This is a genomic window from Streptomyces sp. NPDC054866, assembly GCF_053610745.1.
In genome coordinates this window covers 283,312-303,723 of the sequence record NZ_JBSGZA010000003.1, presented here as the reverse complement: position 1 = coordinate 303,723, position 20,412 = coordinate 283,312, and the positions used below count along the sequence as shown (strand labels likewise).

The 20,412-nt window shown below is 67.1% G+C and carries 30 protein-coding genes; 8 read left to right on the top strand and 22 right to left on the bottom strand.

From position 1 onward, the window contains the following. Window positions 1-20: 20 nt before the first annotated feature. The 16 genes from rpsH to rpsJ form a co-directional block, all read right to left on the bottom strand. Entirely contained in the window at window positions 21-419 is a 399-nt protein-coding gene (gene rpsH / locus ACWGI2_RS16825) for a 30S ribosomal protein S8 (RefSeq protein WP_030359017.1), read from the bottom strand. A 224-nt stretch (window positions 420-643) separates the two neighbouring features. Next, window positions 644-829 (bottom strand): type Z 30S ribosomal protein S14, encoded by a 186-nt coding sequence (locus ACWGI2_RS16820; protein WP_003948630.1) that lies wholly within the window; start codon window positions 827-829, stop codon window positions 644-646. 5 nt (window positions 830-834) lie between these two features. Continuing rightward, window positions 835-1,392: a 50S ribosomal protein L5 gene (rplE, locus tag ACWGI2_RS16815; protein WP_355803841.1), complete on the bottom strand. Its 558-nt coding sequence runs from the start codon at window positions 1,390-1,392 to the stop codon at window positions 835-837. Then, on the bottom strand, window positions 1,392-1,715 hold the full coding sequence (rplX, locus tag ACWGI2_RS16810; RefSeq protein WP_160506664.1) for a 50S ribosomal protein L24: 324 nt from the start codon (window positions 1,713-1,715) through the stop codon (window positions 1,392-1,394). Before rplX ends, rplE begins: the two co-directional genes overlap by 1 nt. A 2-nt stretch (window positions 1,716-1,717) precedes the next feature. Then, complete coding sequence (gene rplN, locus ACWGI2_RS16805; RefSeq protein ID WP_003974257.1) at window positions 1,718-2,086, bottom strand: 50S ribosomal protein L14; 369 nt, start codon at window positions 2,084-2,086, stop codon at window positions 1,718-1,720. A gap of 108 nt (window positions 2,087-2,194) precedes the next feature. Then, a complete protein-coding gene (gene rpsQ, locus ACWGI2_RS16800) occupies window positions 2,195-2,479 on the bottom strand; it encodes a 30S ribosomal protein S17 (protein ID WP_055564830.1) in 285 nt (94 codons plus the stop codon). Continuing rightward, a complete protein-coding gene (rpmC, locus tag ACWGI2_RS16795; protein ID WP_010036720.1) occupies window positions 2,479-2,703 on the bottom strand; it encodes a 50S ribosomal protein L29 in 225 nt (74 codons plus the stop codon). Before rpmC ends, rpsQ begins: the two co-directional genes overlap by 1 nt. Beyond that, complete coding sequence (gene rplP, locus ACWGI2_RS16790) at window positions 2,703-3,122, bottom strand: 50S ribosomal protein L16 (protein ID WP_135332557.1); 420 nt, start codon at window positions 3,120-3,122, stop codon at window positions 2,703-2,705. Before rplP ends, rpmC begins: the two co-directional genes overlap by 1 nt. Before the next feature lie 5 nt (window positions 3,123-3,127). Beyond that, window positions 3,128-3,970: a 30S ribosomal protein S3 gene (gene rpsC / locus ACWGI2_RS16785; protein ID WP_453397438.1), complete on the bottom strand. Its 843-nt coding sequence runs from the start codon at window positions 3,968-3,970 to the stop codon at window positions 3,128-3,130. After that, a complete protein-coding gene (gene rplV / locus ACWGI2_RS16780) occupies window positions 3,970-4,317 on the bottom strand; it encodes a 50S ribosomal protein L22 (protein ID WP_016645177.1) in 348 nt (115 codons plus the stop codon). The genes rpsC and rplV overlap by 1 nt, the downstream gene beginning before the upstream one ends. A gap of 41 nt (window positions 4,318-4,358) precedes the next feature. Further along, window positions 4,359-4,640 (bottom strand): 30S ribosomal protein S19, encoded by a 282-nt coding sequence (gene rpsS, locus ACWGI2_RS16775; protein ID WP_160506662.1) that lies wholly within the window; start codon window positions 4,638-4,640, stop codon window positions 4,359-4,361. Window positions 4,641-4,652: 12 nt separating this feature from the next. Next, a complete protein-coding gene (gene rplB, locus ACWGI2_RS16770) occupies window positions 4,653-5,489 on the bottom strand; it encodes a 50S ribosomal protein L2 (RefSeq protein WP_160506661.1) in 837 nt (278 codons plus the stop codon). 39 nt (window positions 5,490-5,528) lie between these two features. Further along, window positions 5,529-5,945 carry a 50S ribosomal protein L23 gene (gene rplW, locus ACWGI2_RS16765; RefSeq protein ID WP_160506660.1) on the bottom strand — a complete coding sequence of 139 codons (417 nt, stop codon included), beginning with the start codon at window positions 5,943-5,945 and terminating at the stop codon, window positions 5,529-5,531. Then, a complete protein-coding gene (rplD, locus tag ACWGI2_RS16760) occupies window positions 5,945-6,598 on the bottom strand; it encodes a 50S ribosomal protein L4 (protein ID WP_160506659.1) in 654 nt (217 codons plus the stop codon). The genes rplW and rplD overlap by 1 nt, the downstream gene beginning before the upstream one ends. A gap of 7 nt (window positions 6,599-6,605) precedes the next feature. Further along, window positions 6,606-7,250 (bottom strand): 50S ribosomal protein L3, encoded by a 645-nt coding sequence (gene rplC / locus ACWGI2_RS16755; RefSeq protein WP_160506658.1) that lies wholly within the window; start codon window positions 7,248-7,250, stop codon window positions 6,606-6,608. Window positions 7,251-7,263: 13 nt separating this feature from the next. Beyond that, a complete protein-coding gene (gene rpsJ, locus ACWGI2_RS16750; RefSeq protein WP_003948644.1) occupies window positions 7,264-7,572 on the bottom strand; it encodes a 30S ribosomal protein S10 in 309 nt (102 codons plus the stop codon). A gap of 907 nt (window positions 7,573-8,479) precedes the next feature. On the opposite strand from rpsJ, the gene ACWGI2_RS16745 reads away from it, so the two are divergent. The 3 genes from ACWGI2_RS16745 (at window position 8,480) to ACWGI2_RS16735 (ending at window position 10,060) form a co-directional block, all read left to right on the top strand. Next, window positions 8,480-9,370 carry a helix-turn-helix domain-containing protein gene (locus ACWGI2_RS16745; protein ID WP_453696051.1) on the top strand — a complete coding sequence of 297 codons (891 nt, stop codon included), beginning with the start codon at window positions 8,480-8,482 and terminating at the stop codon, window positions 9,368-9,370. Between the two features lie 88 nt (window positions 9,371-9,458). Continuing rightward, a complete protein-coding gene (locus tag ACWGI2_RS16740; RefSeq protein ID WP_453696049.1) occupies window positions 9,459-9,806 on the top strand; it encodes a hypothetical protein in 348 nt (115 codons plus the stop codon). Beyond that, entirely contained in the window at window positions 9,803-10,060 is a 258-nt protein-coding gene (locus ACWGI2_RS16735; protein ID WP_453696047.1) for a hypothetical protein, read from the top strand. The genes ACWGI2_RS16740 and ACWGI2_RS16735 overlap by 4 nt, the downstream gene beginning before the upstream one ends. 12 nt (window positions 10,061-10,072) lie before the next feature. Here ACWGI2_RS16735 and ACWGI2_RS16730 read toward each other — a convergent pair whose 3' ends face one another. Further along, the gene (locus ACWGI2_RS16730; RefSeq protein WP_453696046.1) at window positions 10,073-10,582 is read right to left on the bottom strand and encodes a hypothetical protein; all 510 of its coding nucleotides are present in this window, start codon (window positions 10,580-10,582) and stop codon (window positions 10,073-10,075) included. Next, window positions 10,579-10,707, bottom strand: coding sequence for a hypothetical protein (locus ACWGI2_RS16725; RefSeq protein ID WP_453696044.1), 129 nt, complete (start codon window positions 10,705-10,707; stop codon window positions 10,579-10,581). Before ACWGI2_RS16725 ends, ACWGI2_RS16730 begins: the two co-directional genes overlap by 4 nt. Window positions 10,708-10,777: 70 nt before the next feature. Here ACWGI2_RS16725 and ACWGI2_RS16720 point away from each other — a divergent pair, with 70 nt between their 5' ends. Beyond that, window positions 10,778-11,209: a CdiA C-terminal domain-containing protein gene (locus tag ACWGI2_RS16720; protein WP_453696043.1), complete on the top strand. Its 432-nt coding sequence runs from the start codon at window positions 10,778-10,780 to the stop codon at window positions 11,207-11,209. 10 nt (window positions 11,210-11,219) lie between these two features. Continuing rightward, a complete protein-coding gene (locus ACWGI2_RS16715; RefSeq protein WP_453696042.1) occupies window positions 11,220-11,615 on the top strand; it encodes a hypothetical protein in 396 nt (131 codons plus the stop codon). 145 nt (window positions 11,616-11,760) lie between these two features. Here the strand turns inward: ACWGI2_RS16715 and tuf are convergent, their stop codons facing one another. The 4 genes from tuf to rpsL form a co-directional block, all read right to left on the bottom strand. After that, on the bottom strand, window positions 11,761-12,954 hold the full coding sequence (gene tuf, locus ACWGI2_RS16710; RefSeq protein ID WP_160506655.1) for an elongation factor Tu: 1,194 nt from the start codon (window positions 12,952-12,954) through the stop codon (window positions 11,761-11,763). Between the two features lie 152 nt (window positions 12,955-13,106). Next, entirely contained in the window at window positions 13,107-15,233 is a 2,127-nt protein-coding gene (gene fusA, locus ACWGI2_RS16705; protein ID WP_453397440.1) for an elongation factor G, read from the bottom strand. A gap of 39 nt (window positions 15,234-15,272) precedes the next feature. Further along, on the bottom strand, window positions 15,273-15,743 hold the full coding sequence (rpsG, locus tag ACWGI2_RS16700; RefSeq protein WP_003974303.1) for a 30S ribosomal protein S7: 471 nt from the start codon (window positions 15,741-15,743) through the stop codon (window positions 15,273-15,275). Window positions 15,744-15,745: 2 nt separating this feature from the next. Beyond that, window positions 15,746-16,117 (bottom strand): 30S ribosomal protein S12, encoded by a 372-nt coding sequence (gene rpsL / locus ACWGI2_RS16695; protein WP_003948652.1) that lies wholly within the window; start codon window positions 16,115-16,117, stop codon window positions 15,746-15,748. Between the two features lie 393 nt (window positions 16,118-16,510). Here rpsL and ACWGI2_RS16690 point away from each other — a divergent pair, with 393 nt between their 5' ends. The 3 genes from ACWGI2_RS16690 (at window position 16,511) to ACWGI2_RS16680 (ending at window position 20,389) form a co-directional block, all read left to right on the top strand. Beyond that, a complete protein-coding gene (locus tag ACWGI2_RS16690; RefSeq protein ID WP_453397441.1) occupies window positions 16,511-17,230 on the top strand; it encodes a Crp/Fnr family transcriptional regulator in 720 nt (239 codons plus the stop codon). Between the two features lie 136 nt (window positions 17,231-17,366). Continuing rightward, window positions 17,367-18,200: a hypothetical protein gene (locus ACWGI2_RS16685; protein WP_453696040.1), complete on the top strand. Its 834-nt coding sequence runs from the start codon at window positions 17,367-17,369 to the stop codon at window positions 18,198-18,200. A 128-nt stretch (window positions 18,201-18,328) separates the two neighbouring features. Beyond that, window positions 18,329-20,389 carry a hypothetical protein gene (locus ACWGI2_RS16680; protein WP_453696038.1) on the top strand — a complete coding sequence of 687 codons (2,061 nt, stop codon included), beginning with the start codon at window positions 18,329-18,331 and terminating at the stop codon, window positions 20,387-20,389. The last annotated feature ends 23 nt before the right edge of the window (window positions 20,390-20,412 follow it).

The window sequence follows — 20,412 nt, the reverse complement described above, 5'->3', positions numbered from 1 at the left end:
AGCTATTCCTCCGTTCCCGACTACCAGACGTAGGCGAGGACTTCCCCACCTACGCCCTTCTTGCCTGCCTGCTGGCCGGTGAGCAGACCGTGCGACGTGGAGATGATCGCCACGCCCAGGCCGCCGAGCACCTTCGGCAGGTTGGTGGACTTCGCGTAAACCCGGAGACCGGGCTTGGAGATCCGCTTGATGCCCGCAATGGAGCGCTCACGGTTCGGGCCGAACTTCAGCTCGAGAACGAGGTTCTTGCCAACCTCGGCGTCCTCGACCTTCCAGCCCGTGATGAAGCCCTCCTGCTGGAGGATCTCCGCGATGTGAGACTTGATCTTGCTGTGCGGCATCGCCACGGAGTCGTGGTACGCCGAGTTCGCGTTACGCAGACGAGTCAGCATGTCCGCGATCGGATCAGTCATGGTCATGAATTGGCCTTCGGCCTCTCTCGCCGTGGTTTCCTATCTGCGCCATCCCTCTCCCCACTCAGAGGCGGGACGGGTGCGGCGCGGGGACCTACGGCGTAGTAAGTCGGTCAGGGCGGCAGGCGCCCAACCCTCCTAGCCTAAGCCATGGAGAGGTGGGCCACCTACCGACCAGATACTTACCGAGAGCGTCCGGAAATTCCCAAGTCCCTAAGGACGGGAGGGAATTACCAGGAGCTCTTGGTCACGCCCGGCAGCTCGCCACGGTGAGCCATCTCACGAAGGCAGACGCGGCACAGGCCGAACTTGCGGTACACGGAGTGCGGACGGCCGCAGCGCTGGCAGCGGGTGTAGCCGCGCACACCGAACTTGGGCTTACGAGCAGCCTTGGCAATAAGAGCCTTCTTCGCCATCTCGCTTACGCCTCCTTGAAGGGGAAGCCGAGGTGACGGAGAAGGGCACGGCCTTCGGCGTCGTTGGTCGCCGTGGTGACCACGGTGATGTCCATACCCCGGACGCGGTCGATCTTGTCCTGGTCGATCTCGTGGAACATGACCTGCTCCGTGAGACCGAAGGTGTAGTTGCCACGGCCGTCGAACTGCTTGGGGGACAGACCACGGAAGTCGCGGATGCGCGGAAGCGCGAGCGACAGGGTGCGGTCCAGGAACTCCCACATGCGGTCGCCACGGAGCGTGACGTGGCAGCCGATCGGCTGACCCTCGCGCAGCTTGAACTGCGCGATGGACTTCCGGGCCTTGGTGATGGCCGGCTTCTGACCGGTGATCGTGGTCAGGTCACGGACGGCACCGTCCATGAGCTTCGAGTCACGGGCGGCGTCGCCGACACCCATGTTGACCACGATCTTGACCAGACCGGGGATCTGCATGACGTTCTCGTAGGAGAACTCTTCCTGCAGCTTGCCCGCGATCTCCTCGCGGTACTTCGTCTTCAGACGCGGAGTGGTGGTGGTCGTCATCAGATGTCCTCACCCGTCCGCTTGGCAACGCGGATCTTGTTGCCGTCATCGTCGAAGCGGAAACCGACACGCGTGACGACCTTGTTGCCGTCCTTCTCCACGACGAGCTGAACGTTGCTCACGTGGACAGGGGCTTCGGTGGTCACGATGCCGCCGGCCTGCGAACCGCTGGCGGTCGGGCCGGCCTTCGTGTGCTTCTTGACCCGGTTGACACCCTCGACCAGGACGCGCTCGTCGCGCGGGTAAGCGGCAATGACCTTGCCCTGCTTGCCCTTGTCCTTACCGGTGATGACCTGGACCAGGTCGCCCTTCTTGATCTTCATGCTTACAGCACCTCCGGCGCGAGCGAGATGATCTTCATGAACTTCTTCTCGCGCAGCTCACGGCCCACCGGGCCGAAGATACGGGTGCCGCGAGGGTCGCCGTCGTTCTTCAGAATGACGGCGGCGTTCTCGTCGAAGCGGATGTACGAGCCGTCGGGACGGCGGCGCTCCTTGACGGTGCGAACGATGACCGCCTTGACGACGTCACCCTTCTTCACGTTGCCACCGGGGATCGCGTCCTTGACGGTGGCGACGATGACGTCACCGATGCCCGCGTAGCGGCGACCCGAGCCACCGAGAACACGGATGGTGAGAATTTCCTTCGCACCCGTGTTGTCGGCGACGCGCAGTCGCGACTCCTGCTGGATCACGTCTATCTCCTGATTGTCTGCCGGTTCCCGGCGGGGGCTTCATCCCTTGCGGGACTCGGCCCCCACCGAGCCTGGCGGAACGAACTCTGAGGAAAATCCCTCAGAGAATTACTTGGCCTTCTCGAGGATCTCGACGATGCGCCAGCGCTTGGTCGCCGACAGCGGACGCGTCTCCATCAGGAGGACGCGGTCGCCGACGCCGGCAGCGTTCTGCTCGTCGTGCGCCTTGAGCTTGTTCGTACGGCGGATGACCTTGCCGTACAGCGCGTGCTTCACGCGGTCCTCGACAGCGACGACGACGGTCTTGTCCATCTTGTCGCTGACGACCAGACCCTCACGGGTCTTGCGGAATCCGCGGTCGGTCTTCGTCTCAGTCACGTTGCTCTCGCTCATCAGGCGCTCTCCACCGTCTCGATGCCCAGCTCGCGCTCACGCATCAGGGTGTAGATCCGCGCGATGTCCTTACGGACGGCCTTCAGCCGACCGTGGTTCTCGAGCTGACCGGTCGCCGCCTGGAAGCGGAGGTTGAACAGCTCTTCCTTGGCCTCGCGGAGCTTGTTGAGAAGCTCCTCGTTGCCCAGTTCGCGCAGCTCGGACGCCTTGGTACCGGCCGACATCACGACTCACCTGCCTCGCGCCGAACAATCCGGCACTTCATCGGAAGCTTGTGAGCAGCGCGGGTAAGCGCCTCACGCGCAGTCTTCTCATTCGGGTAGGACAGCTCGAACATCACCCGTCCGGGCTTGACGTTCGCGACCCACCACTCGGGGGAACCCTTACCGGAACCCATGCGGGTCTCGGCGGGCTTCTTCGTCAGCGGGCGGTCCGGGTAGATGTTGATCCAGACCTTGCCGCCACGCTTGATGTGGCGGGTCATCGCGATACGAGCCGCCTCGATCTGGCGGTTGGTCACGTACGCCGGAGTGAGGGCCTGAATGCCGTACTCGCCGAACGCAACCTGCGTACCACCCTTGGACATACCGCTGCGCTTGGGGTGGTGCTGCTTGCGGTGCTTGACCCTACGAGGGATCAGCATGTCGGTCAGGCCTCCGTTCCGGTGCTCTCAGCCGGAGCTGCAGCTGCGGCGGGAGCGTCGGCCTTGGGGGCCTCGGCAGCCGGCGCGGACTGCTGCTGCGGCTTGCGGCCGCGGCCGCCACGCTCGCCACCACGGCCACCACGGGCCGGGCGGTCGTTGCCGCCACCACGGGCCGGGCGGTTACCCGCACGGGCCGCGGCGTTCTCGGCGCGGACCTCGGCGATGTTCTTGACGTCGCCCTTGTAGATCCAGACCTTCACGCCGATACGGCCGAAGGTCGTCTTGGCCTCGAAGAAGCCGTAGTCGACGTTCGCACGGAGGGTGTGCAGGGGCACGCGGCCCTCGCGGTAGAACTCCGAGCGAGACATCTCGGCGCCGCCGAGACGGCCGCCACACTGGATCTTGATGCCCTTGGCGCCGGCCTTCATCGACGACTGCATGCTCTTACGCATGGCGCGACGGAAGGAGACGCGGGAGGACAGCTGCTCCGCAACGGCCTGCGCGACCAGCTGAGCGTCGACCTCGGGGTTCTTGACCTCGAGGATGTTCAGCTGAACCTGCTTGCCCGTGAGCTTCTCGAGGTCACCGCGGATGCGGTCGGCCTCGGCGCCACGGCGGCCGATGACGATGCCGGGACGCGCGGTGTGGATGTCCACCCGCACGCGGTCACGGGTGCGCTCGATCTCAACCTTCGAGATGCCGGCGCGCTCCATGCCGGACGTCATCATCCGACGGATGGCGACGTCTTCCTTGACGTAGTCCTTGTACAGCTTGTCGGCGTACCAACGCGACTTGAAGTCGGTGGTGATGCCGAGCCGGAACCCGTGCGGGTTTACCTTCTGGCCCATTACCGGGTTCCTTCCTTGCTGCTGACGACCACGGTGATGTGGCTGGTCCGCTTACGGATCCGGTAGGCACGGCCCTGAGCACGCGGACGGAACCGCTTCAGGGTCGGGCCCTCATCCACGTACGCCTCGCTGATAACCAGCGAAGAGGCGTCACTGTGGTCGTAGTTGTGCGCGGCATTGGCAATGGCGCTGTCAAGCACCTTGCCTACCGGCACGCTCGCGGCCTGCGGGGCGAAACGCAGGACCGCCTGAGCCTCCGTGGCATCCATGCCACGGATGAGGTCCACCACTCGGCGGGCCTTCATGGGCGTGACGCGGATGTACCGCGCCTGGGCCCTGGCTTCCATGGTTGTCCCTTCGGTGTAAGTCATAGTCGTTCCACCCCGCGCTAGCGGCGCTTCGACTTCCGGTCGTCCTTGACGTGGCCGCGGAAGGTGCGAGTCGGCGAGAACTCGCCGAGCTTGTGGCCGACCATCGCCTCGGTGACGAACACCGGGATGTGGGTCTTGCCGTTGTGCACCGCGATCGTGTGGCCCAGCATGGCCGGGACGATCATCGAGCGACGGGACCAGGTCTTGATGACGTTCTTGGAACCTGCTTCGTTCTGGACATCCACCTTCTTGATGAGGTGTCCGTCGACGAAGGGCCCCTTCTTGAGACTGCGCGGCATCTAAACCCGCTCCTAGCGCTTCTTGTTCGTCTTGCGGCGGCGGACGATGTACTTGTTGCTCGCCTTCTTCGGCGAACGAGTACGACCCTCCTTCTGACCCCAGGGCGAGACCGGGTGGCGACCACCGGAGGTCTTGCCCTCACCACCACCGTGCGGGTGGTCGACCGGGTTCATCGCCACACCGCGAACGGTCGGGCGAACGCCAAGCCAGCGCTTACGGCCGGCCTTGCCCCAGTTGATGTTCGACTGCTCGGCGTTGCCGACCTCGCCAATGGTGGCGCGGCAGCGGACGTCGACCAGACGGATCTCACCGGACGGCATACGAAGGTGGGCCATGGAGCCCTCCTTCGCCAGCAGCTGCACGGAGGCACCCGCGGAGCGGGCGAACTTCGCGCCGCCGCCGGGCCGCAGCTCGATGGCGTGGATGGTCGTACCGACCGGGATGTTGCGGAGGGCCAGGTTGTTGCCCGGCTTGATGTCCGCGCCCGGTCCGTTCTCGACCCGGTCACCCTGCGACAGGTTGCGGGGGGCCAGGATGTAGCGCTTCTCGCCGTCCGCGTAGTGCAGGAGCGCGATGCGCGCGGTGCGGTTCGGGTCGTACTCGATGTGCGCGACCTTCGCCGGCACGCCGTCCTTGTCGTGACGACGGAAGTCGATCACTCGGTAGGCGCGCTTGTGTCCGCCACCCTGGTGGCGAACGGTCACACGACCGGCGTTGTTACGGCCGCCCTTGCTGTGCAGCGGGCGGACCAGCGACTTCTCCGGCGTGGACCGCGTTACCTCGACGAAGTCGGCGACGCTGGAGCCACGACGGCCCGGCGTAGTCGGCTTGTACTTGCGGATTCCCATTTCTCAGTCCTCGTCCGATATTCGGACCAGGGCGCTCCGTTAGGAGGCCTGGCCGAAGATGTCGATACGGTCGCCCTCAGCAAGGGTCACGATCGCGCGCTTGGTGTCAGCGCGCTTACCGAACCCCGTGCGGGTGCGCTTGCGCTTGCCCTGGCGGTTGATCGTGTTGACCCCAGTGACCTTGACCGAGAAGACCGCCTCGACGGCCTGCTTGATCTGGGTCTTGTTGGCGCCGGGCGCGACGACGAAGGTGTACTTGCCCTCGTCGAGAAGCGCGTAGCTCTTCTCAGAGACGACCGGCTTGACGAGGACGTCACGGGGGTCCGTGAAGCTCTTGCTCAGCGGCGTCTCAACGGTGTTCTTGCCCTCGGTGGCGTGGCGCTTCGCCTTGGCGACGCGCGCGGCCTTGGCGGCCTTGGCCGCCTTGGGGGCGATGCTCGGGTGACGCGTAGCCATCAGGCTTCGCTCCCTTCGGTCTCATCGGCCTTGGGGCCAGACACGAAGGACTCGAAGGCGGCCTTGGTGAAGACCACGTCGTCCGAGACGAGCACGTCGTACGTGTTCAGCTGGCCCGGCTCCAGGATGTGCACCTGGGGCAGGTTGCGGGCGGAGAGCAGCGAAGTCTCGTCCGCACGGTCGATGACCAGGAGCACGTTCTTGCGCTCGCTGACCTTGCCGAGCAGCGTCTTCGCGGCCTTCGTGGAGATGTCGCCCTCGACCACGTTGGTGACAACGTGGATACGAGCGTTGCGGGCCCGGTCGGTGAGGGCGTGGCGCAGGGCCGCGGCCTTCATCTTCTTCGGGGTCCGCTGCGAGTAGTCACGCGGCTGCGGGCCGTGGACGACGCCACCGCCTGCGAACTGCGGCGCACGGGTCGAACCCTGGCGCGCGCGGCCGGTGCCCTTCTGGCGGTACGGCTTCTTACCACCACCGCGGACTTCACCGCGGCGCTTGGTCTTGTGCGTGCCCTGACGGGCAGCGGCCAGCTGGGCGACGACGACCTGGTGGAGAAGCGGGATGCTGATCTTCTCTACGTCGAAGATCTCCGCGGGGAGCTCGACCGTCCCGGCCTTGTCGCCTGCCGGCGAAAGGATGTCAATGGTGCTCATCGGTTCCTCAAACCCCCTTGGCCGCGGTACGGACCAGGACGAGGCCACCGTTCGGACCGGGAACTGCGCCCTTGATGAGGAGCAGGCCCTTCTCCGCGTCAACGGCGTGAACGGTCAGGTTCTGGGTGGTGACCCGCTCGTTGCCCATGCGGCCCGCCATGCGGAGGCCCTTGAACACACGGCCCGGGGTGGCGCAGCCACCGATGGAACCGGGAGAGCGGTGCTTGCGCTGGGTACCGTGACCCGCGCCGAGTCCCTTGAAGTTGTGACGCTTCATGACACCGGCGAAGCCCTTGCCCTTGCTCTTGCCCGTGACGTCAACCTTGACGCCGGACTCGAACACCTCGGCAGTCACCTCCTGGCCAAGCGTGTACTCGCTGGCGTCGGGGGTGCGGATCTCCACCAGGTGGCGGCGGGGGGTCACGTCGGCCTTGGCGAAGTGACCCTTGAGGGGCTTGTTCACCTTGCGAGGGTCGATCTCGCCGAAGGCGATCTGGACCGACTCGTAGCCGTCGGAGTCATTCGTACGGACCTGGGTAACGACACAGGGCCCGGCCTTGACGACGGTGACCGGGACGACACGGTTGTTCTCGTCCCAGACCTGGGTCATGCCGAGCTTCTCGCCCAGGACGCCCTTGATCTGCTTAGTCATCTGTCCGCGCCTCTCAGAGCTTGATCTCGATGTCGACGCCGGCCGGAAGGTCCAGGCGCATCAACGAGTCAACGGTCTTGGGCGTCGGGTCGAGGATGTCGATCAGGCGCTTGTGCGTGCGCATCTCGAAGTGCTCGCGCGAGTCCTTGTACTTGTGCGGCGACTTGATGACGCAGTACACGTTCTTCTCAGTGGGCAGCGGCACCGGGCCTGCGACCGACGCACCAGTGCGAGTCACCGTCTCGACGATCTTCTTCGCCGAAGAGTCGATGACCTCGTGGTCGTAGGCCTTGAGCCGGATGCGGATCTTCTGTCCCGCCATGGCTACTTGGTAGTCCTTTGTCTCGAACGCTCTGGCTCCCGGGAGGCCCTTTTTTCTACTTCCTCCGACCCACGCGGTCGGGCGTGTCGCAGTCCCGCTCACGGAGATTTCCCGAAGGATTTCCCTGCTAGGGGCTGCGGCCCAGATGACCGCCGGTCCGGGGGAAGAAACCCACCGGGCGCCTGGCTGAGCCTCCGCGCTGCACTTCCCGAAAGATTCCCGTACGTCCGCTCCAGCGCTGCCTGCGGGCTTTTTACGACCGTTTGACAGATGGGGCGACGAGTACTGTGGGACTCGCTTTCAGTCCTCCCGGCGGGAGGCGCACAGCATCGGCACTCAACCGAGCAACCCCGACAGTCTGCCATACGGGGCACGGGCCTGGCCAATCGAAGCTTGGGATCGTACCCGGCGGACGCCGGAGATCAAACCCGGGCCCAGGCTCCACGGGTCCCGGCGCGTGCGTACCGGCCTGGGGAGCCGACTCACTCGACCACCGGTTTCGCACGGTGAGCGCTCGATCACGGACCTGGACCGTGCCGCCGACGGCGGCGACCTCGACGCAGTCCCCACGGCCGCACCCCAGGGCGCGTCTTCGCGCCACCGGATCCCGTCCCCTCATGCTCCGGTACCGCTCGCGCCTTTCCCCAAGAAACCTGAGAGGGAGAAAGGACCGCACCAAACCCCACCCCACCCGCCCGCAGACGCGCCCGCCCGAACGTCGGCGGCAACGACCGACACCCCGCTCACTCACCCGAGTGAACATCACCGGCTCAGCTGGCTTTCCGCTCCCCCAACTGCCTTAGTCTCAGCCCCAGTAGGCGAAACAACAGCAAACATGCGACGGCCCCCGCCGGGACGGCAATCCCGAGGCGAGGGCCTGACCACCGAGGAAGAGAAGAGCTTCCCGATGGACACCCAAAACCCTAGCGCGCCCCCGCGCGCCCAGTCCGCCCTTGGCGGCAATCAACCCCCCTCACGAGCGACCCGGCACCCCCGCAGCCACCCCCGCCCCACCGCTGCGCGCCCCTCCGGCATCGCCCACGAGAACACCCGCCACACCACCCGCTTCACGGTGATCGGCAACCACCTCACCCAGCACCAGGAGCTATCCCTCCTAGCGATCGGCCTGGGCTGCCACATGCAGTCGCTGCCCGCCGGATCCCGCGTCGACATCAAGACGCTCGCCGCCCGCTTCCCCGAGGGCGCGACCCGTATCGCCGCGGCCCTCCGCGAGCTGGAGGCCCACGGCTACCTGCGCCGCGAACGTGAACGCACCCCCGCAGGCCGCATCGTCACCCGCACGATCTCCTGCAACCAGCCACGCGCGGCGGCCCAGCGGCACTCGCACCCGCCGCCCGAGATCAACGTGACTCCGGCCCCACACGCGCGCCCCAAGCAGCCCCGCCCCCTCCCCGCCGTACCGCACCCGGCCTTCCCCGCCTCCGCCCTCCTCCAGCAGGCCACCGACCTCCTCGCCGACCTGCGCCACGAGGACCCGCGCCTGCTGCTCTCGGCCCGCGACACCGCTCACCTCGCCCCCGGCGTCGCCGCCTGGCTGGAACGCGAGGTCGCCCCCACCTCCGTACGCCACGCCCTCACCCACGACCTGCCACCCGAGGGCCCGCGCCGCCCAGCCGCCCTCCTCGCGCACCGCCTGACAGCGCTCCTCCCACCCCCCTTCCACGGCCCGCCGCCCGCCCGGCACCCGCTCCAGAACTGCGACACCTGCGACCGCGCCTTCCGTGCTCCCGAACCAGGCCGCTGCCGCGACTGCCACAGCTCCCCGCACGCCCACTGACCAGGGGAAACACTCAGCAATGTTCGCGTCCCCGCACCCCGCGAGCCCCGGCCGACTAACCTGGCCAGTGCACTCCCGGGAGGACTCCATGAGCACGCAGGCCGATCACGGGCACGAGCTGGCGCCCCGCCCTGAGCAGACCCCGGACGCCCTGCGCGCCGCCCTCGCCGTCGTCGCCCCCGCGCGCCTGCCGGAGATGCAGCGGACCAAGGACGAGGCCTTCGCCAAGGCCGTCGAATGGCAGTCCCTCAGCCCGGTGCAGAGCTGGGTCCTCGCCTGGGCCCGCGACATCGAGATCGCCCGCCGCCCCGACCTGTCCGCCCGGCACGCCCGCGCCACGCGAGATCTGGAGCATGAGGACGCCGCCGTCGCCCAGGAGGCATTGCGCGAGCTGAGCGCCGTCCTGGACGAGGCCATGAAGGCAGTACGGACTTGAGCTGGAGCTGGGAGTACGCCTTCGCGGCAGAGGAAGCCGCCCGCACCGCGTCACCAGCCTTTCTCGCCGAAGTGGAGCGCAAGGCCGGGGAGCTGGTCAGGGCGGCCGAGGCACTGTACGTCCACGGCCGCGGTCACCAAGGCGTCGACCCGAAGGGCGGCGACATCACCGTCCCCGGCGGGATGTTCCGGTACCAGATCGTCGTACGCAGCGAACGCGTCTACGTCGTCCAACTGACGTACCTGGGCTTCTGAGTCCGGAAGGTCTCAGAACGCCTGCAGATAGACCCGCGCCCGATCGGACTTGAGAGTCTGAACGTGGATCTCGATCCACTGAACCTTCTTGCGGCGGTCGTCGTTGACGCACGGCGGGCAAACGCCTGCCCAGCGCGTTCCCTTCAGGGTCTGCGGCTCGGCCAGCCCCAGATGCCCGAAAAGCTCCGCCTTCGGTACGGCTTCCGCTTTACGCGCCCGAAGGGGCTCTTCGGAGTGGAGGGCTTCCGCGATGTCTTCGGCATCCTTCTCGCCGGTGACGAACGACAGGAAGTAGACGTCCTCCTGCGGGTTGATCTGAACCGCGCCTTTAACCTCGGCCGCTCCCTTGGGCACCGCCACATCCATGAAGGCTGAAGCTTCGTCCGCTCCTGCCTCCTGGTCCCACTGCCAGTCACGTCCTTCGGTCACCGGGCGATCACCCGCGTCCGGGACGGAACACGCGGAGAGGAGGAGGCCGGCAGCCAGTGACGCGACGAAGCACGCACCACGTTTGATCTTCAACGGTTCTCCTCGTCGCCGCGGGAGACGTCTCCACGGGTGCCTTCGCGTCCCTGGTCCGGCGGATTCGTCGTCGGGGACGCATCACTGTTCAGGTCGTACGTGTAGTTCGAGCTACTGCCGCGCATATCGAACTCCTGGGCAAGACCTGTCTGGTGCAGGCGCCCCATCTCCGAGTCCGGGATCACCACACCTCCGGTGCCGGCGGAGTCGGGCAGCGGAAAGGGCGTCGGCTCACCGGCAGGTCGAGGCCGGGGCTCCATAGATGAGTCGGAAAAGCCCTTTTCGCCGAAGGAACGCAGAATCGCTGAGGAATTGGAGAAGGAGGGTAAGCATGTCAAAGCGGTCAAGGAATCGACAGTGGCCGGCGAGAAGCGGGCGGACTCGCTGGTGGACGGAGTTCCGACTGAATTCAAATCCCTGTCTCCAGATGCCACACCGAACGCGATCAAGAACAATCTCAACACCGCCAAGAAACAAGCACGTGACGCGATCATCGATACACGTAACAGCACAGTCGGTGAGGACCAGGCAAGGGAGGTTCTCGGGAAATGGCTGCGCAATAATCCACCCGGGCGCATGAACTCCATCAGGATCATCGGCAACAACTACAACATCACCTGGCCCTAGGGAAATCCACATGAGCGAGTATCACTACGTCTTCGTCCACCCTGGCTCTCCACCTGACCAGCTGGTCGCCGATCTCTCGTGGGCCTGCGGTGTCCAACTGCGCGCGCTCGACGGCAACCCTGACTTGGACTACTGCGCGAGCCTCGGGTATGCCGCCGTCGAGCTCGAACTTGAACATGAGTATGAGGAAGATCAGAGAATGCCGTTCGAGCGGTACGACTCGGTGTTCGCCGTGCGGGACTTCGACTCGGACATCGGACGGCAAGAAGCCACGGCCAGGCGAATCTACGAAAGGCTCGCCTCCTTGAGGCGCTACTACCTTCTTCTCACGCTCGATGTGCAGGAGTTCATCGATGCGGCCACACCGGATCAAGGTGTGGGACAAGGACGACAGGCCGCCCCATGAGTCCGGGCCATACGGACCGGGTACGGCAAGCACGCGAAAGGGCCCGTACGACCGAAGTCGTACGGGCCCTCCCGTTACTGCGTGTACTGCTGTGCTCTCAGTTCAGAGCAACCGGGTCTCCCCGATCAACGCGCAAGCGAAATGCTTACTTGTTGATCTTGGTGACCTGGCCGGCGCCGACGGTCCGGCCACCCTCACGGATGGCGAACTTCAGGCCCTCTTCCATCGCGACGGGCTGGATGAGCTCAACGGTCATCTCAGTGTTGTCGCCCGGCATGACCATCTCGGTGCCCTCGGGGAGGGTCACGACGCCGGTCACGTCCGTGGTGCGGAAGTAGAACTGCGGGCGGTAGTTGTTGAAGAAGGGGGTGTGACGGCCACCCTCGTCCTTCGACAGGATGTAGGCCTGGGCCTCGAACTCGGTGTGCGGCGTGACCGAACCGGGCTTGATGATGACCTGGCCGCGCTCGACGTCCTCACGCTTGATGCCACGGAGGAGCAGACCGACGTTCTCACCGGCCTGGCCCTCGTCGAGCAGCTTGCGGAACATCTCGATACCGGTGACCGTGGTGGTGGTCTTCTCGGTCTTGATGCCGATGATGTCGACGGTCTCGTTGACCTTGAGGATGCCGCGCTCGATACGACCGGTGACGACGGTGCCACGACCGGTGATCGTGAAGACGTCCTCGATCGGCATCAGGAACGGCTTGTCGACGTCACGCTCGGGCTCCGGGATGGACTCGTCGACAGCCTTCATCAGGTTGAGGACGGACTCACCCCACTCCTTGTCGCCCTCGAGCGCCTTGAGCGCCGAGACCTTGACGACCGGCAGGTCGTCGCCCGGGAACTCGTACTCGGAGAGGAGCTCACGGACCTCGAGCTCGACGAGCTCCAGGATCTCCTCGTCGTCCACCATGTCGGCCTTGTTCAGGGCGACGACGATGTACGGAACGCCGACCTGGCGGGCCAGGAGCACGTGCTCCTTGGTCTGCGGCATCGGGCCGTCGGTGGCGGCGACCACGAGGATGGCGCCGTCCATCTGCGCGGCACCCGTGATCATGTTCTTGATGTAGTCCGCGTGACCCGGGCAGTCGACGTGCGCGTAGTGACGCGTCTCCGTCTGGTACTCGACGTGCGCGATCGAGATCGTGATACCGCGCTGGCGCTCCTCGGGAGCCTTGTCGATCTGGTCGAAGGCCGAGGCCTCGTTCAGCTCGGGGTACGCGTCGTGCAGCACCTTGGTAATGGCGGCCGTGAGGGTCGTCTTACCGTGGTCAATGTGACCGATGGTGCCGATGTTGACGTGCGGCTTAGTCCGCTCGAACTTTGCCTTCGCCACTGAATCCTCCTGCGGAGTGGTTCTGTACGCCTTGCTTCATCGGCGCCAGGTGATCTTTGCTGGGATACCCGGGGCCCGGGGCACCCGACCCGAAGAGGGTCGGAATGCCCCGGAGACTCCGGAGTCAAGCCTAAAGCGTGAACTCGGGTGAGTTACTCGCCCTTGGCCTTCGCGATGATCTCCTCGGCGACGTTCCGCGGAACCTCGGCGTAGGAGTCGAACTGCATTGAGTAGCTTGCGCGACCCGACGTCTTGCTGCGGAGGTCTCCGACGTAGCCGAACATCTCCGAGAGGGGCACGAGGCCCTTCACGACGCGAGCGCCGCTGCGCTCCTCCATGGCCTGGATCTGGCCACGACGGGAGTTGATGTCACCGATGACATCGCCCATGTAGTCCTCGGGCGTGGTGACCTCAACGGCCATCATCGGCTCGAGCAGCACGGGCTTCGCCTTACGCGCGGCCTCCTTGAAGGCCTGCGAACCGGCGATCTTGAAGGCGAGCTCGGAAGAGTCGACCTCGTGGTAGGCGCCGTCGAGAAGCGTGATGCGAACACCAGTCATCTCGTAGCCCGCCAGGATGCCGAACTGCATGGCCTCCTGCGCACCGGCGTCCACCGACGGGATGTACTCCCGCGGGATACGGCCACCGGTGACCTTGTTCACGAACTCGTACGAAGCGTCGCCGCTGTCGATGGGCTCGATCGCGATCTGCACCTTGGCGAACTGACCGGTACCACCGGTCTGCTTCTTGTGGGTGTAGTCCACGCGCTCGACGGCCTGACGGATCGTCTCGCGGTACGCGACCTGGGGCTTGCCGACGTTCGCCTCGACGCGGAATTCGCGCTTCATGCGGTCGACGAGCACCTCGAGGTGAAGCTCGCCCATACCACCGATGATGGTCTGGCCGGTCTCCTCGTCCGAGTGGACCTGGAAGGAGGGGTCCTCCTCCGAGAGACGCTGGATGGCTACACCCAGCTTCTCCTGGTCACCCTTGGACTTGGGCTCGATGGCGACCTGAATGACCGGCGCCGGGAAGTCCATGGACTCCAGGATGACCGGCTTCTTGTCGTCACACAGCGTCTCACCGGTGGTGGTCTGCTTCAGGCCCATGACGGCGACGATGTCGCCGGCGCCCACCGAGTCGATCTCCTCACGCTTGTTCGCGTGCATGCGGTAGATCTTGCCGATGCGCTCCTTCTTGCCCTTGACGGAGTTCAGCACCGCGGTGCCGGCCTCCAGGCGACCGGAGTAGATCCGGACGAAGGTGAGCTTGCCGAGGTGCGGGTCGCTCGCGATCTTGAACGCGAGAGCCGAAAGCGGCTCCTCGTCCGAAGGCTTGCGCTTGACGACGGTCTCGGGGTCCTTGACGTCGTGGCCCTCGATGGCCTCGACGTCCAGGGGGGAAGGCAGGTAACGCACGACCGCGTCGAGCAGGGGCTGGACGCCCTTGTTCTTGAACGCGGTGCCACAGAACACGGGGGTGACGGTGGTGTCGCCGCCCTTGCCGGAGGCGATGGTGATGCGGCGGATGGCTTCGTACAGCTGGTCCTCGGTGGGCTCCTGGCCCTCGAGGTACAGCTCCATCATCTGCTCGTCGTTCTCCGCGACAGCCTCGAGCAGCTTGCCGCGGTACTCCTCGGCAGCCTCGGTGTGCGTGTCGGGGATGTCGACGATGTCGTACGCCTCGCCCATCTTGGTCTCTGCGGACCAGACGAACGCCTTCATGGTGACGAGGTCGACGACGCCCTTGAAGTCAGCCTCTGCGCCGATGGGCAGCTGCATGACGATCGGGGTCGCACCGAGGCGCTCGACGATCATGTCGACGCAGCGGTGGAACTCGGCACCCGTACGGTCGAGCTTGTTGACGAAGCAGATGCGCGGGACGCCGTAGCGGTCCGCCTGACGCCACACGGTCTCGGACTGGGGCTCAACACCGGCGACGCCGTCGAACACCGTCACGGCACCGTCGAGCACACGGAGCGAACGCTCTACCTCGACGGTGAAGTCGACGTGGCCCGGGGTGTCGATGATGTTGATGGTGTGGTCGACATCGTTCAGCGGCCAGTGACAGGTGGTGGCAGCAGAGGTGATCGTGATGCCACGCTCCTGCTCCTGCTCCATCCAGTCCATGGTCGCGGCACCGTCGTGGACCTCACCGATCTTGTACGAGACACCGGTGTAGAACAGGATCCGCTCGGTGGTCGTCGTCTTGCCCGCGTCGATGTGGGCCATGATGCCGATGTTGCGCACCTTGGCCAGGTCAAGTGAAGTGGTAGCCATATCGGCTCAGTCTTCTCTCGGTCTCGATGTGGGTAGCGACTACCAGCGGTAGTGCGCGAAGGCCTTGTTGGACTCGGCCATCTTGTGGGTGTCCTCACGCTTCTTCACAGCGGCACCAAGGCCGTTGGAGGCGTCGAGGAGCTCGTTGAGGAGACGCTCGGTCATCGTCTTCTCGCGACGGGCGCGGGAGTAACCGACCAGCCAGCGCAGGGCCAGCGTGTTGGCACGACCGGGCTTGACCTCGATCGGAACCTGGTAGGTCGCGCCACCGACGCGGCGGGACTTGACCTCGAGGGTCGGCTTGATGTTCTCGAGCGCGCGCTTGAGCGTGATGACCGGGTCGTTGCCGGTCTTCTCGCGCAGGCCCTCCATGGCGCCGTACACGATGCGCTCGGCGGTGGAGCGCTTGCCGTTCAGCAGCACCTTGTTGATGAGGGAGGTCACCAGAGGAGAACCATAGACCGGGTCGATGATGACCGGGCGCTTCGGGGCGGGGCCCTTACGAGGCATTTCTACTTCTCCTTCTTGGCGCCGTAGCGGCTGCGGGCCTGCTTGCGGTTCTTGACACCCTGGGTGTCAAGGGAGCCGCGGATGATCTTGTAACGAACACCCGGCAGGTCCTTCACACGGCCACCACGCACGAGCACGATGGAGTGCTCCTGCAGGTTGTGTCCCTCACCCGGAATGTAGGCCGTGACCTCGATCCCGGAGGTCAGACGCACACGCGCGACCTTACGGAGGGCCGAGTTCGGCTTCTTCGGGGTGGTCGTGAACACACGCGTGCAGACGCCGCGGCGCTGGGGCGATCCCTCAAGCGCGGGCGTCTTGTTCTTCTCGACCTTGTCCTGCCGGCCCTTCCGGACCAGCTGCTGGATCGTAGGCACTACTTCTCCGGTTTCTGTGTGCCGAATAGTAAAGCTAACCTGGAACGTCGCCGACCCACGCGGTCGGGTGTGTCGAATGCTGCAGACTCCCGCCGCAAGGCGGAAAGGGGCGCAGATTACGGTGGCCGTTCTCGGACTCACGCTGCGGCTGAAGACACGCGCGCGAGCCCAGGCACACCCCAGGCACAAGGTCTGAGCGTACCTACCTCATCGAGTCTGGTCAAAACAAATGCGGTGGGGGGCGACACGCCGGGCTTTTCGCACCTCCCACCCGACGCCTCCGACGCGATTTCAGCCGTTCAGGGCGGCCGGGCAGCAGCTTTCAGCCGTTCCCGCTCGCGCGACAGGCAACCTTCACTACGTTCGTCGGTCGGCTCAATGATCGGGGGACGTATGACGGCTGCGCAGCTACCGGGCGACGGAGGCCTCGACGACCGGGTGCCGTTCCTCGCCCGCCTGGAGCGGGAGGACCGTTCCGCGCTGCTCGCGCTCGGCAGCACCCTGCCCTTCGCCGCCCGGGCGGCGCTGATCCATCAGCACGAACCCTCGTCGCACGTCCTGCTGATCCTGCACGGCTGGACCAAGGTGACCGCGTCCGCCGCCAACGGGTACGAAGCGCTGCTCGCGCTGCGAGGCCCCGGCGACATCGTCGGCGAGTCCGCCGCGCTGACCGGGCGCCCGCGCTCCGCGACGGTCACCGCACTCGAACCGGTCCGTGCCGTGGCCGTCGAGCTCGCGCAGTTCACCGGCTTCCTCGCCCGCTCCCCCACGGTCTCCTTCGCCCTGCTCGGCCTCACCTCCGACCGGACACGGGCCGCGGACCGGCGCCGCCTGGAGTTCGCGTCGATGACCGTGCGCGAGCGCTTCGCGGCGCTGCTCCTCGACCTGGCCCGCACCCATGGGCGACGTACCGACGAAGGCATCGAGCTCGCCGTCCCCCTGAGCAAGCAGGAGCTCGCCGGTTCCGTGGGCGCCTCCCGGGAGATGGTGCAGCGACTGCTCAAGGAACTGCGGGACCGGGAGGCGGTGGCCACCGGCCGCCGGGAGCTGGTGATCATGCGGCCTGACGTGCTGCGGCGGATCGCACGGGCGGGTCACACAGGCCCTGCGTGACTCTCGGTGCCCGCCTGCCCCCGTAGGGCGACTCTGTGCACACGGTCACAGTTCGAGTGCGTCATCCGCCCTCACGACGGCGGCTCCCGCACGGCCACGCTGCTGGTCAGTTCGGATTCCCCACCGAAGGGCGACCATGACCGACCCCGTGAGCCGCACGATCCTGCTGCTCGACATCGAGAAGTTCAGCGACCGTGACGATGTCGAGCAGGCCTATCTGCGACGCATGCTCTACGACATCACCGACCGCGCCCTGGAGAACGCCGGCATCGACGAGACGCTGCGCCTGCGCGCCGACCGCGGTGACAGCGTGATGGAGCTGATCGACGCCAACGCCTCCCTGACCGCTCTCCTGCGCGCCCTGCTCACCGAGGTGCCGGTGCAGCTGCGGGCCGTCAACCGGATGGCTTCGAGCTCCGCGCAGATCCGGCTCCGGGCGGTACTCGCGACGGGGTACGTCGCGGTGGACGAACTCGACGGGTGGGTCGGCTCCGACCTCAACCATGCGTGTCGGCTGCTGGACGCCGACGTACTGCGTGCGGCACTGCGGGAACGTACGAACGATTTCGCGCTCTGTGTCTCCGAGAGCGTGTACGCGGGGGTCGTCCGGCACGACAGGCCCGGCGTACCGGCCGATGACTTCTGCGCCGTGACCGTGGCCAGCAAGAACGGCCCGCTTCGGGCCTGGCTGCACGGTCCGGTGCCCCCGGGCGCCGAGGCCGACGACCACAGTGAGAGGGGGGCCGGGGGAGCCCCGGCGCCGGGCGCCGGCTCGGGGGAGCGTCCGGCGCCGGGGCAGGGGGCGGCCCCCGCGGGCGGCGCCAGCTTCACCTTCAACGGCGGCGCGCCGAGCTTCGGCGGCAGCCTGGTCGGCGGCGACCAGCACATCGTGTCCGGCGGGACCGTGCACGGCGACATCCACATCGGAGGCTCCGGCAACACCGCCCCCGACCGTGGCGATGCGTCGTGAACCTCCCTCCGCGTGCAACGCCACCACAGCCGCAGGCCGGCCACCCGCGCCCGGGTGGTCCGGCGCGGAACCAGGGCCAGAGCCCCCCGAGCAGGACCGAGGCGCCCGATCCGCACGGCGCCGAAACCATGGAGCCGGAGGAGCAGGCCCAGGAGGCACGCGCGGCGCAGCGCGAACTGTTCGCGCACGCCCCGGAGTTCATGCTCGGCTCGGCGGCATCCTTCGGTGGCTCCTTGGTCGGCGGGGCCCAGCACGGCGTGTCCGGCGGGCACGTCGGCCGCGACGTCGTGATGGGCGCCAAGACGGAGATCCACCATCACGGCGCCGCGACCCCGTCCGCGTACGCCTCCGGAGAGATCCCGAGCGCGCGCCTCGACACCCTCGCCGAGGTGTTCGTCGAGGGCCCCGCCTTCGCGGTCGCCCTGCGCCGCCTGCGTGAGGAGCAGGTCCTTGTGCTCCGCGGTGCCCACGCCACCGGGCGCAGCGCGGCGGCCCTGATGCTCCTGCGCCGCGTCGGTGCCCCTGCCGTGCGTGCCCTGCAGCCCGAGACCAGCCCCACCGAGCTGGCCGGTCAGCTCACCAACGGCGGCGGCCACGTGCTGTGCGACATGCCGCTGAGCAGGAACAAGCCGCTGCGCGACACCCATCTCTACGCGGCGCGCGATCAGCTCAGGCAGACCGGCGGGCACCTCGTGATCACCGTCGAGAACTCCCCCCATCTGCTGGGCGTCACCCCGGTCGGCTGGGAGGCCCCGGACGCCGCCGACGTGCTCCGCGCACACCTGTCCGCGCACCTTCCGGAGCCGGCCGATGTCGACCGGCTCCTCGCCCTCGAACCGGTGCGGGACTTCCTCGGGCACGGCCACCGCAGGCCCGCCGAGGCCGTCGACCTCGCCACCGGTCTCGCCGCGTACGACGGCACTGAGCAGGCGCTCGACCGGCTGCGGGGGTTCAGCCTGGCCTCGGTCGAGAAGCAGTGCAGGGACTGGCTGAGCGATCCCGCGCTCGGCCTGCGCGACAAGGCGTTCCTCATCTCGCTCGCGGTCTTCGACCAGGCGCCGTATGTGCTGGCCGCCGAGTTCGCCGACACGCTCTTCGTCCACTTCCAGCGGCTCCAGCATCCCGAACAGCCGCCGGAGATCCCGGTGTTCGGTCCCGCGCCGGGCGACCGTCTCGACCTCGCGCGAGCTGTCGGCGAGCTGCGCAGCGAGGCGACGGACTGGGGTCCCGTCCCTCAGTACCTGGCGCAGTTCAGTGAGGCCCGCATGCCGGGCGCGCTGCTCACCGAGGTGTGGACGGGCCATCCCTCGACGCGTCCCGCCCTGGTCCCCTGGCTCAAGCAGCTGGCCCGCGACGGCCGACCGCTGGTGCGCACCCGTGCCGCCGCCGCGACCGCGCTGCTCGCAGCCGCCGATCTGCCCTCGACCGTGGCTCTGCTGGTCGACGGCTGGTCGGCCTCCGGCTCCTTCGGACCGCGGGTGACGGCGGCCAACACGCTCACCCTGGCGCAGCTCTCCGGCGCCCCGGTGATCCCGCAGCTGCTCTCGCAGTGGTGCACCGACCGCCACTGGGCCCGCCGCTGGACGGCGATCCGGGCCTTCGCGCTGCTCGCACCGCTCCGGCCCGACCTGGCCGGGCCCGCCCTTGACGCGCTGTCCTCGCGGGCGCGCGCCGACGACAGCAGCGACGCCGAGCGCCACAACCTGATCGAATCGACGGCCCTGCTCCTGTCCGCGGGCAACCGCGGCGAGATGCTCGCGGAGCTGGTGCGGCTGCTCCACCTGGACACCCCCGCCGTCCGGGCGCTCGCCCTCGGCGCCTTCGTCCGCGCCTGCGACAACCGCGAGGAGGGGAGCCTCGTCGAGTGGTACGCGGATTCCGGGATGCACAGTCCGGAGTGGGCCCGCGACCTCGCGACCCTATGGCACACGGCTCTGGGCGAGCGTGCCCACACGCGCGAGGCCCTGGCCGCGCTGCGGACCTGGGTGTACGTCGCCGTGCGGCGCCCCGACGCCGAGCGGGCGCTTGCCCTGCTGCTGCCCTCCCTGGTCAAAACGGCGGCCGACCGGGACCGCCTGGCGCACCTGCTGCAGACCCTGCGCGCCGAGGACGGCGGGCCCCGCCCCGAGGTCGCCGACCGGCTCCTAGCCGCGGTGCACCCGGCGGGCACCCCGGCCGTCGCCCACTGACCCCTGCCCGATCCACCGAGGAG

What these genes read in the sequence shown, in the direction of transcription:
- rpsH (WP_030359017.1), bottom strand. Translation starts at nt 419, where the DNA reads ATGACCATGACTGATCCGATCGCGGACATGCTGACTCGTCTGCGTAAC.
- ACWGI2_RS16820 (WP_003948630.1), bottom strand. Translation starts at nt 829, where the DNA reads ATGGCGAAGAAGGCTCTTATTGCCAAGGCTGCTCGTAAGCCCAAGTTC.
- rplE (WP_355803841.1), bottom strand. Translation starts at nt 1,392, where the DNA reads ATGACGACCACCACCACTCCGCGTCTGAAGACGAAGTACCGCGAGGAG.
- rplX (WP_160506664.1), bottom strand. Translation starts at nt 1,715, where the DNA reads ATGAAGATCAAGAAGGGCGACCTGGTCCAGGTCATCACCGGTAAGGAC.
- rpsQ (WP_055564830.1), bottom strand. Translation starts at nt 2,479, where the DNA reads ATGAGCGAGAGCAACGTGACTGAGACGAAGACCGACCGCGGATTCCGC.
- rpmC (WP_010036720.1), bottom strand. Translation starts at nt 2,703, where the DNA reads ATGTCGGCCGGTACCAAGGCGTCCGAGCTGCGCGAACTGGGCAACGAG.
- rplP (WP_135332557.1), bottom strand. Translation starts at nt 3,122, where the DNA reads ATGCTGATCCCTCGTAGGGTCAAGCACCGCAAGCAGCACCACCCCAAG.
- rpsC (WP_453397438.1), bottom strand. Translation starts at nt 3,970, where the DNA reads ATGGGCCAGAAGGTAAACCCGCACGGGTTCCGGCTCGGCATCACCACC.
- rplV (WP_016645177.1), bottom strand. Translation starts at nt 4,317, where the DNA reads ATGGAAGCCAGGGCCCAGGCGCGGTACATCCGCGTCACGCCCATGAAG.
- rpsS (WP_160506662.1), bottom strand. Translation starts at nt 4,640, where the DNA reads ATGCCGCGCAGTCTCAAGAAGGGGCCCTTCGTCGACGGACACCTCATC.
- rplB (WP_160506661.1), bottom strand. Translation starts at nt 5,489, where the DNA reads ATGGGAATCCGCAAGTACAAGCCGACTACGCCGGGCCGTCGTGGCTCC.
- rplW (WP_160506660.1), bottom strand. Translation starts at nt 5,945, where the DNA reads ATGGCTACGCGTCACCCGAGCATCGCCCCCAAGGCGGCCAAGGCCGCC.
- rplD (WP_160506659.1), bottom strand. Translation starts at nt 6,598, where the DNA reads ATGAGCACCATTGACATCCTTTCGCCGGCAGGCGACAAGGCCGGGACG.
- rplC (WP_160506658.1), bottom strand. Translation starts at nt 7,250, where the DNA reads ATGACTAAGCAGATCAAGGGCGTCCTGGGCGAGAAGCTCGGCATGACC.
- rpsJ (WP_003948644.1), bottom strand. Translation starts at nt 7,572, where the DNA reads ATGGCGGGACAGAAGATCCGCATCCGGCTCAAGGCCTACGACCACGAG.
- ACWGI2_RS16745 (WP_453696051.1), top strand. Translation starts at nt 8,480, where the DNA reads ATGGACACCCAAAACCCTAGCGCGCCCCCGCGCGCCCAGTCCGCCCTT.
- ACWGI2_RS16740 (WP_453696049.1), top strand. Translation starts at nt 9,459, where the DNA reads ATGAGCACGCAGGCCGATCACGGGCACGAGCTGGCGCCCCGCCCTGAG.
- ACWGI2_RS16725 (WP_453696044.1), bottom strand. Translation starts at nt 10,707, where the DNA reads ATGCGCGGCAGTAGCTCGAACTACACGTACGACCTGAACAGTGATGCG.
- ACWGI2_RS16715 (WP_453696042.1), top strand. Translation starts at nt 11,220, where the DNA reads ATGAGCGAGTATCACTACGTCTTCGTCCACCCTGGCTCTCCACCTGAC.
- fusA (WP_453397440.1), bottom strand. Translation starts at nt 15,233, where the DNA reads ATGGCTACCACTTCACTTGACCTGGCCAAGGTGCGCAACATCGGCATC.
- rpsG (WP_003974303.1), bottom strand. Translation starts at nt 15,743, where the DNA reads ATGCCTCGTAAGGGCCCCGCCCCGAAGCGCCCGGTCATCATCGACCCG.
- ACWGI2_RS16690 (WP_453397441.1), top strand. Translation starts at nt 16,511, where the DNA reads ATGACGGCTGCGCAGCTACCGGGCGACGGAGGCCTCGACGACCGGGTG.
- ACWGI2_RS16685 (WP_453696040.1), top strand. Translation starts at nt 17,367, where the DNA reads ATGACCGACCCCGTGAGCCGCACGATCCTGCTGCTCGACATCGAGAAG.
- ACWGI2_RS16680 (WP_453696038.1), top strand. Translation starts at nt 18,329, where the DNA reads ATGGAGCCGGAGGAGCAGGCCCAGGAGGCACGCGCGGCGCAGCGCGAA.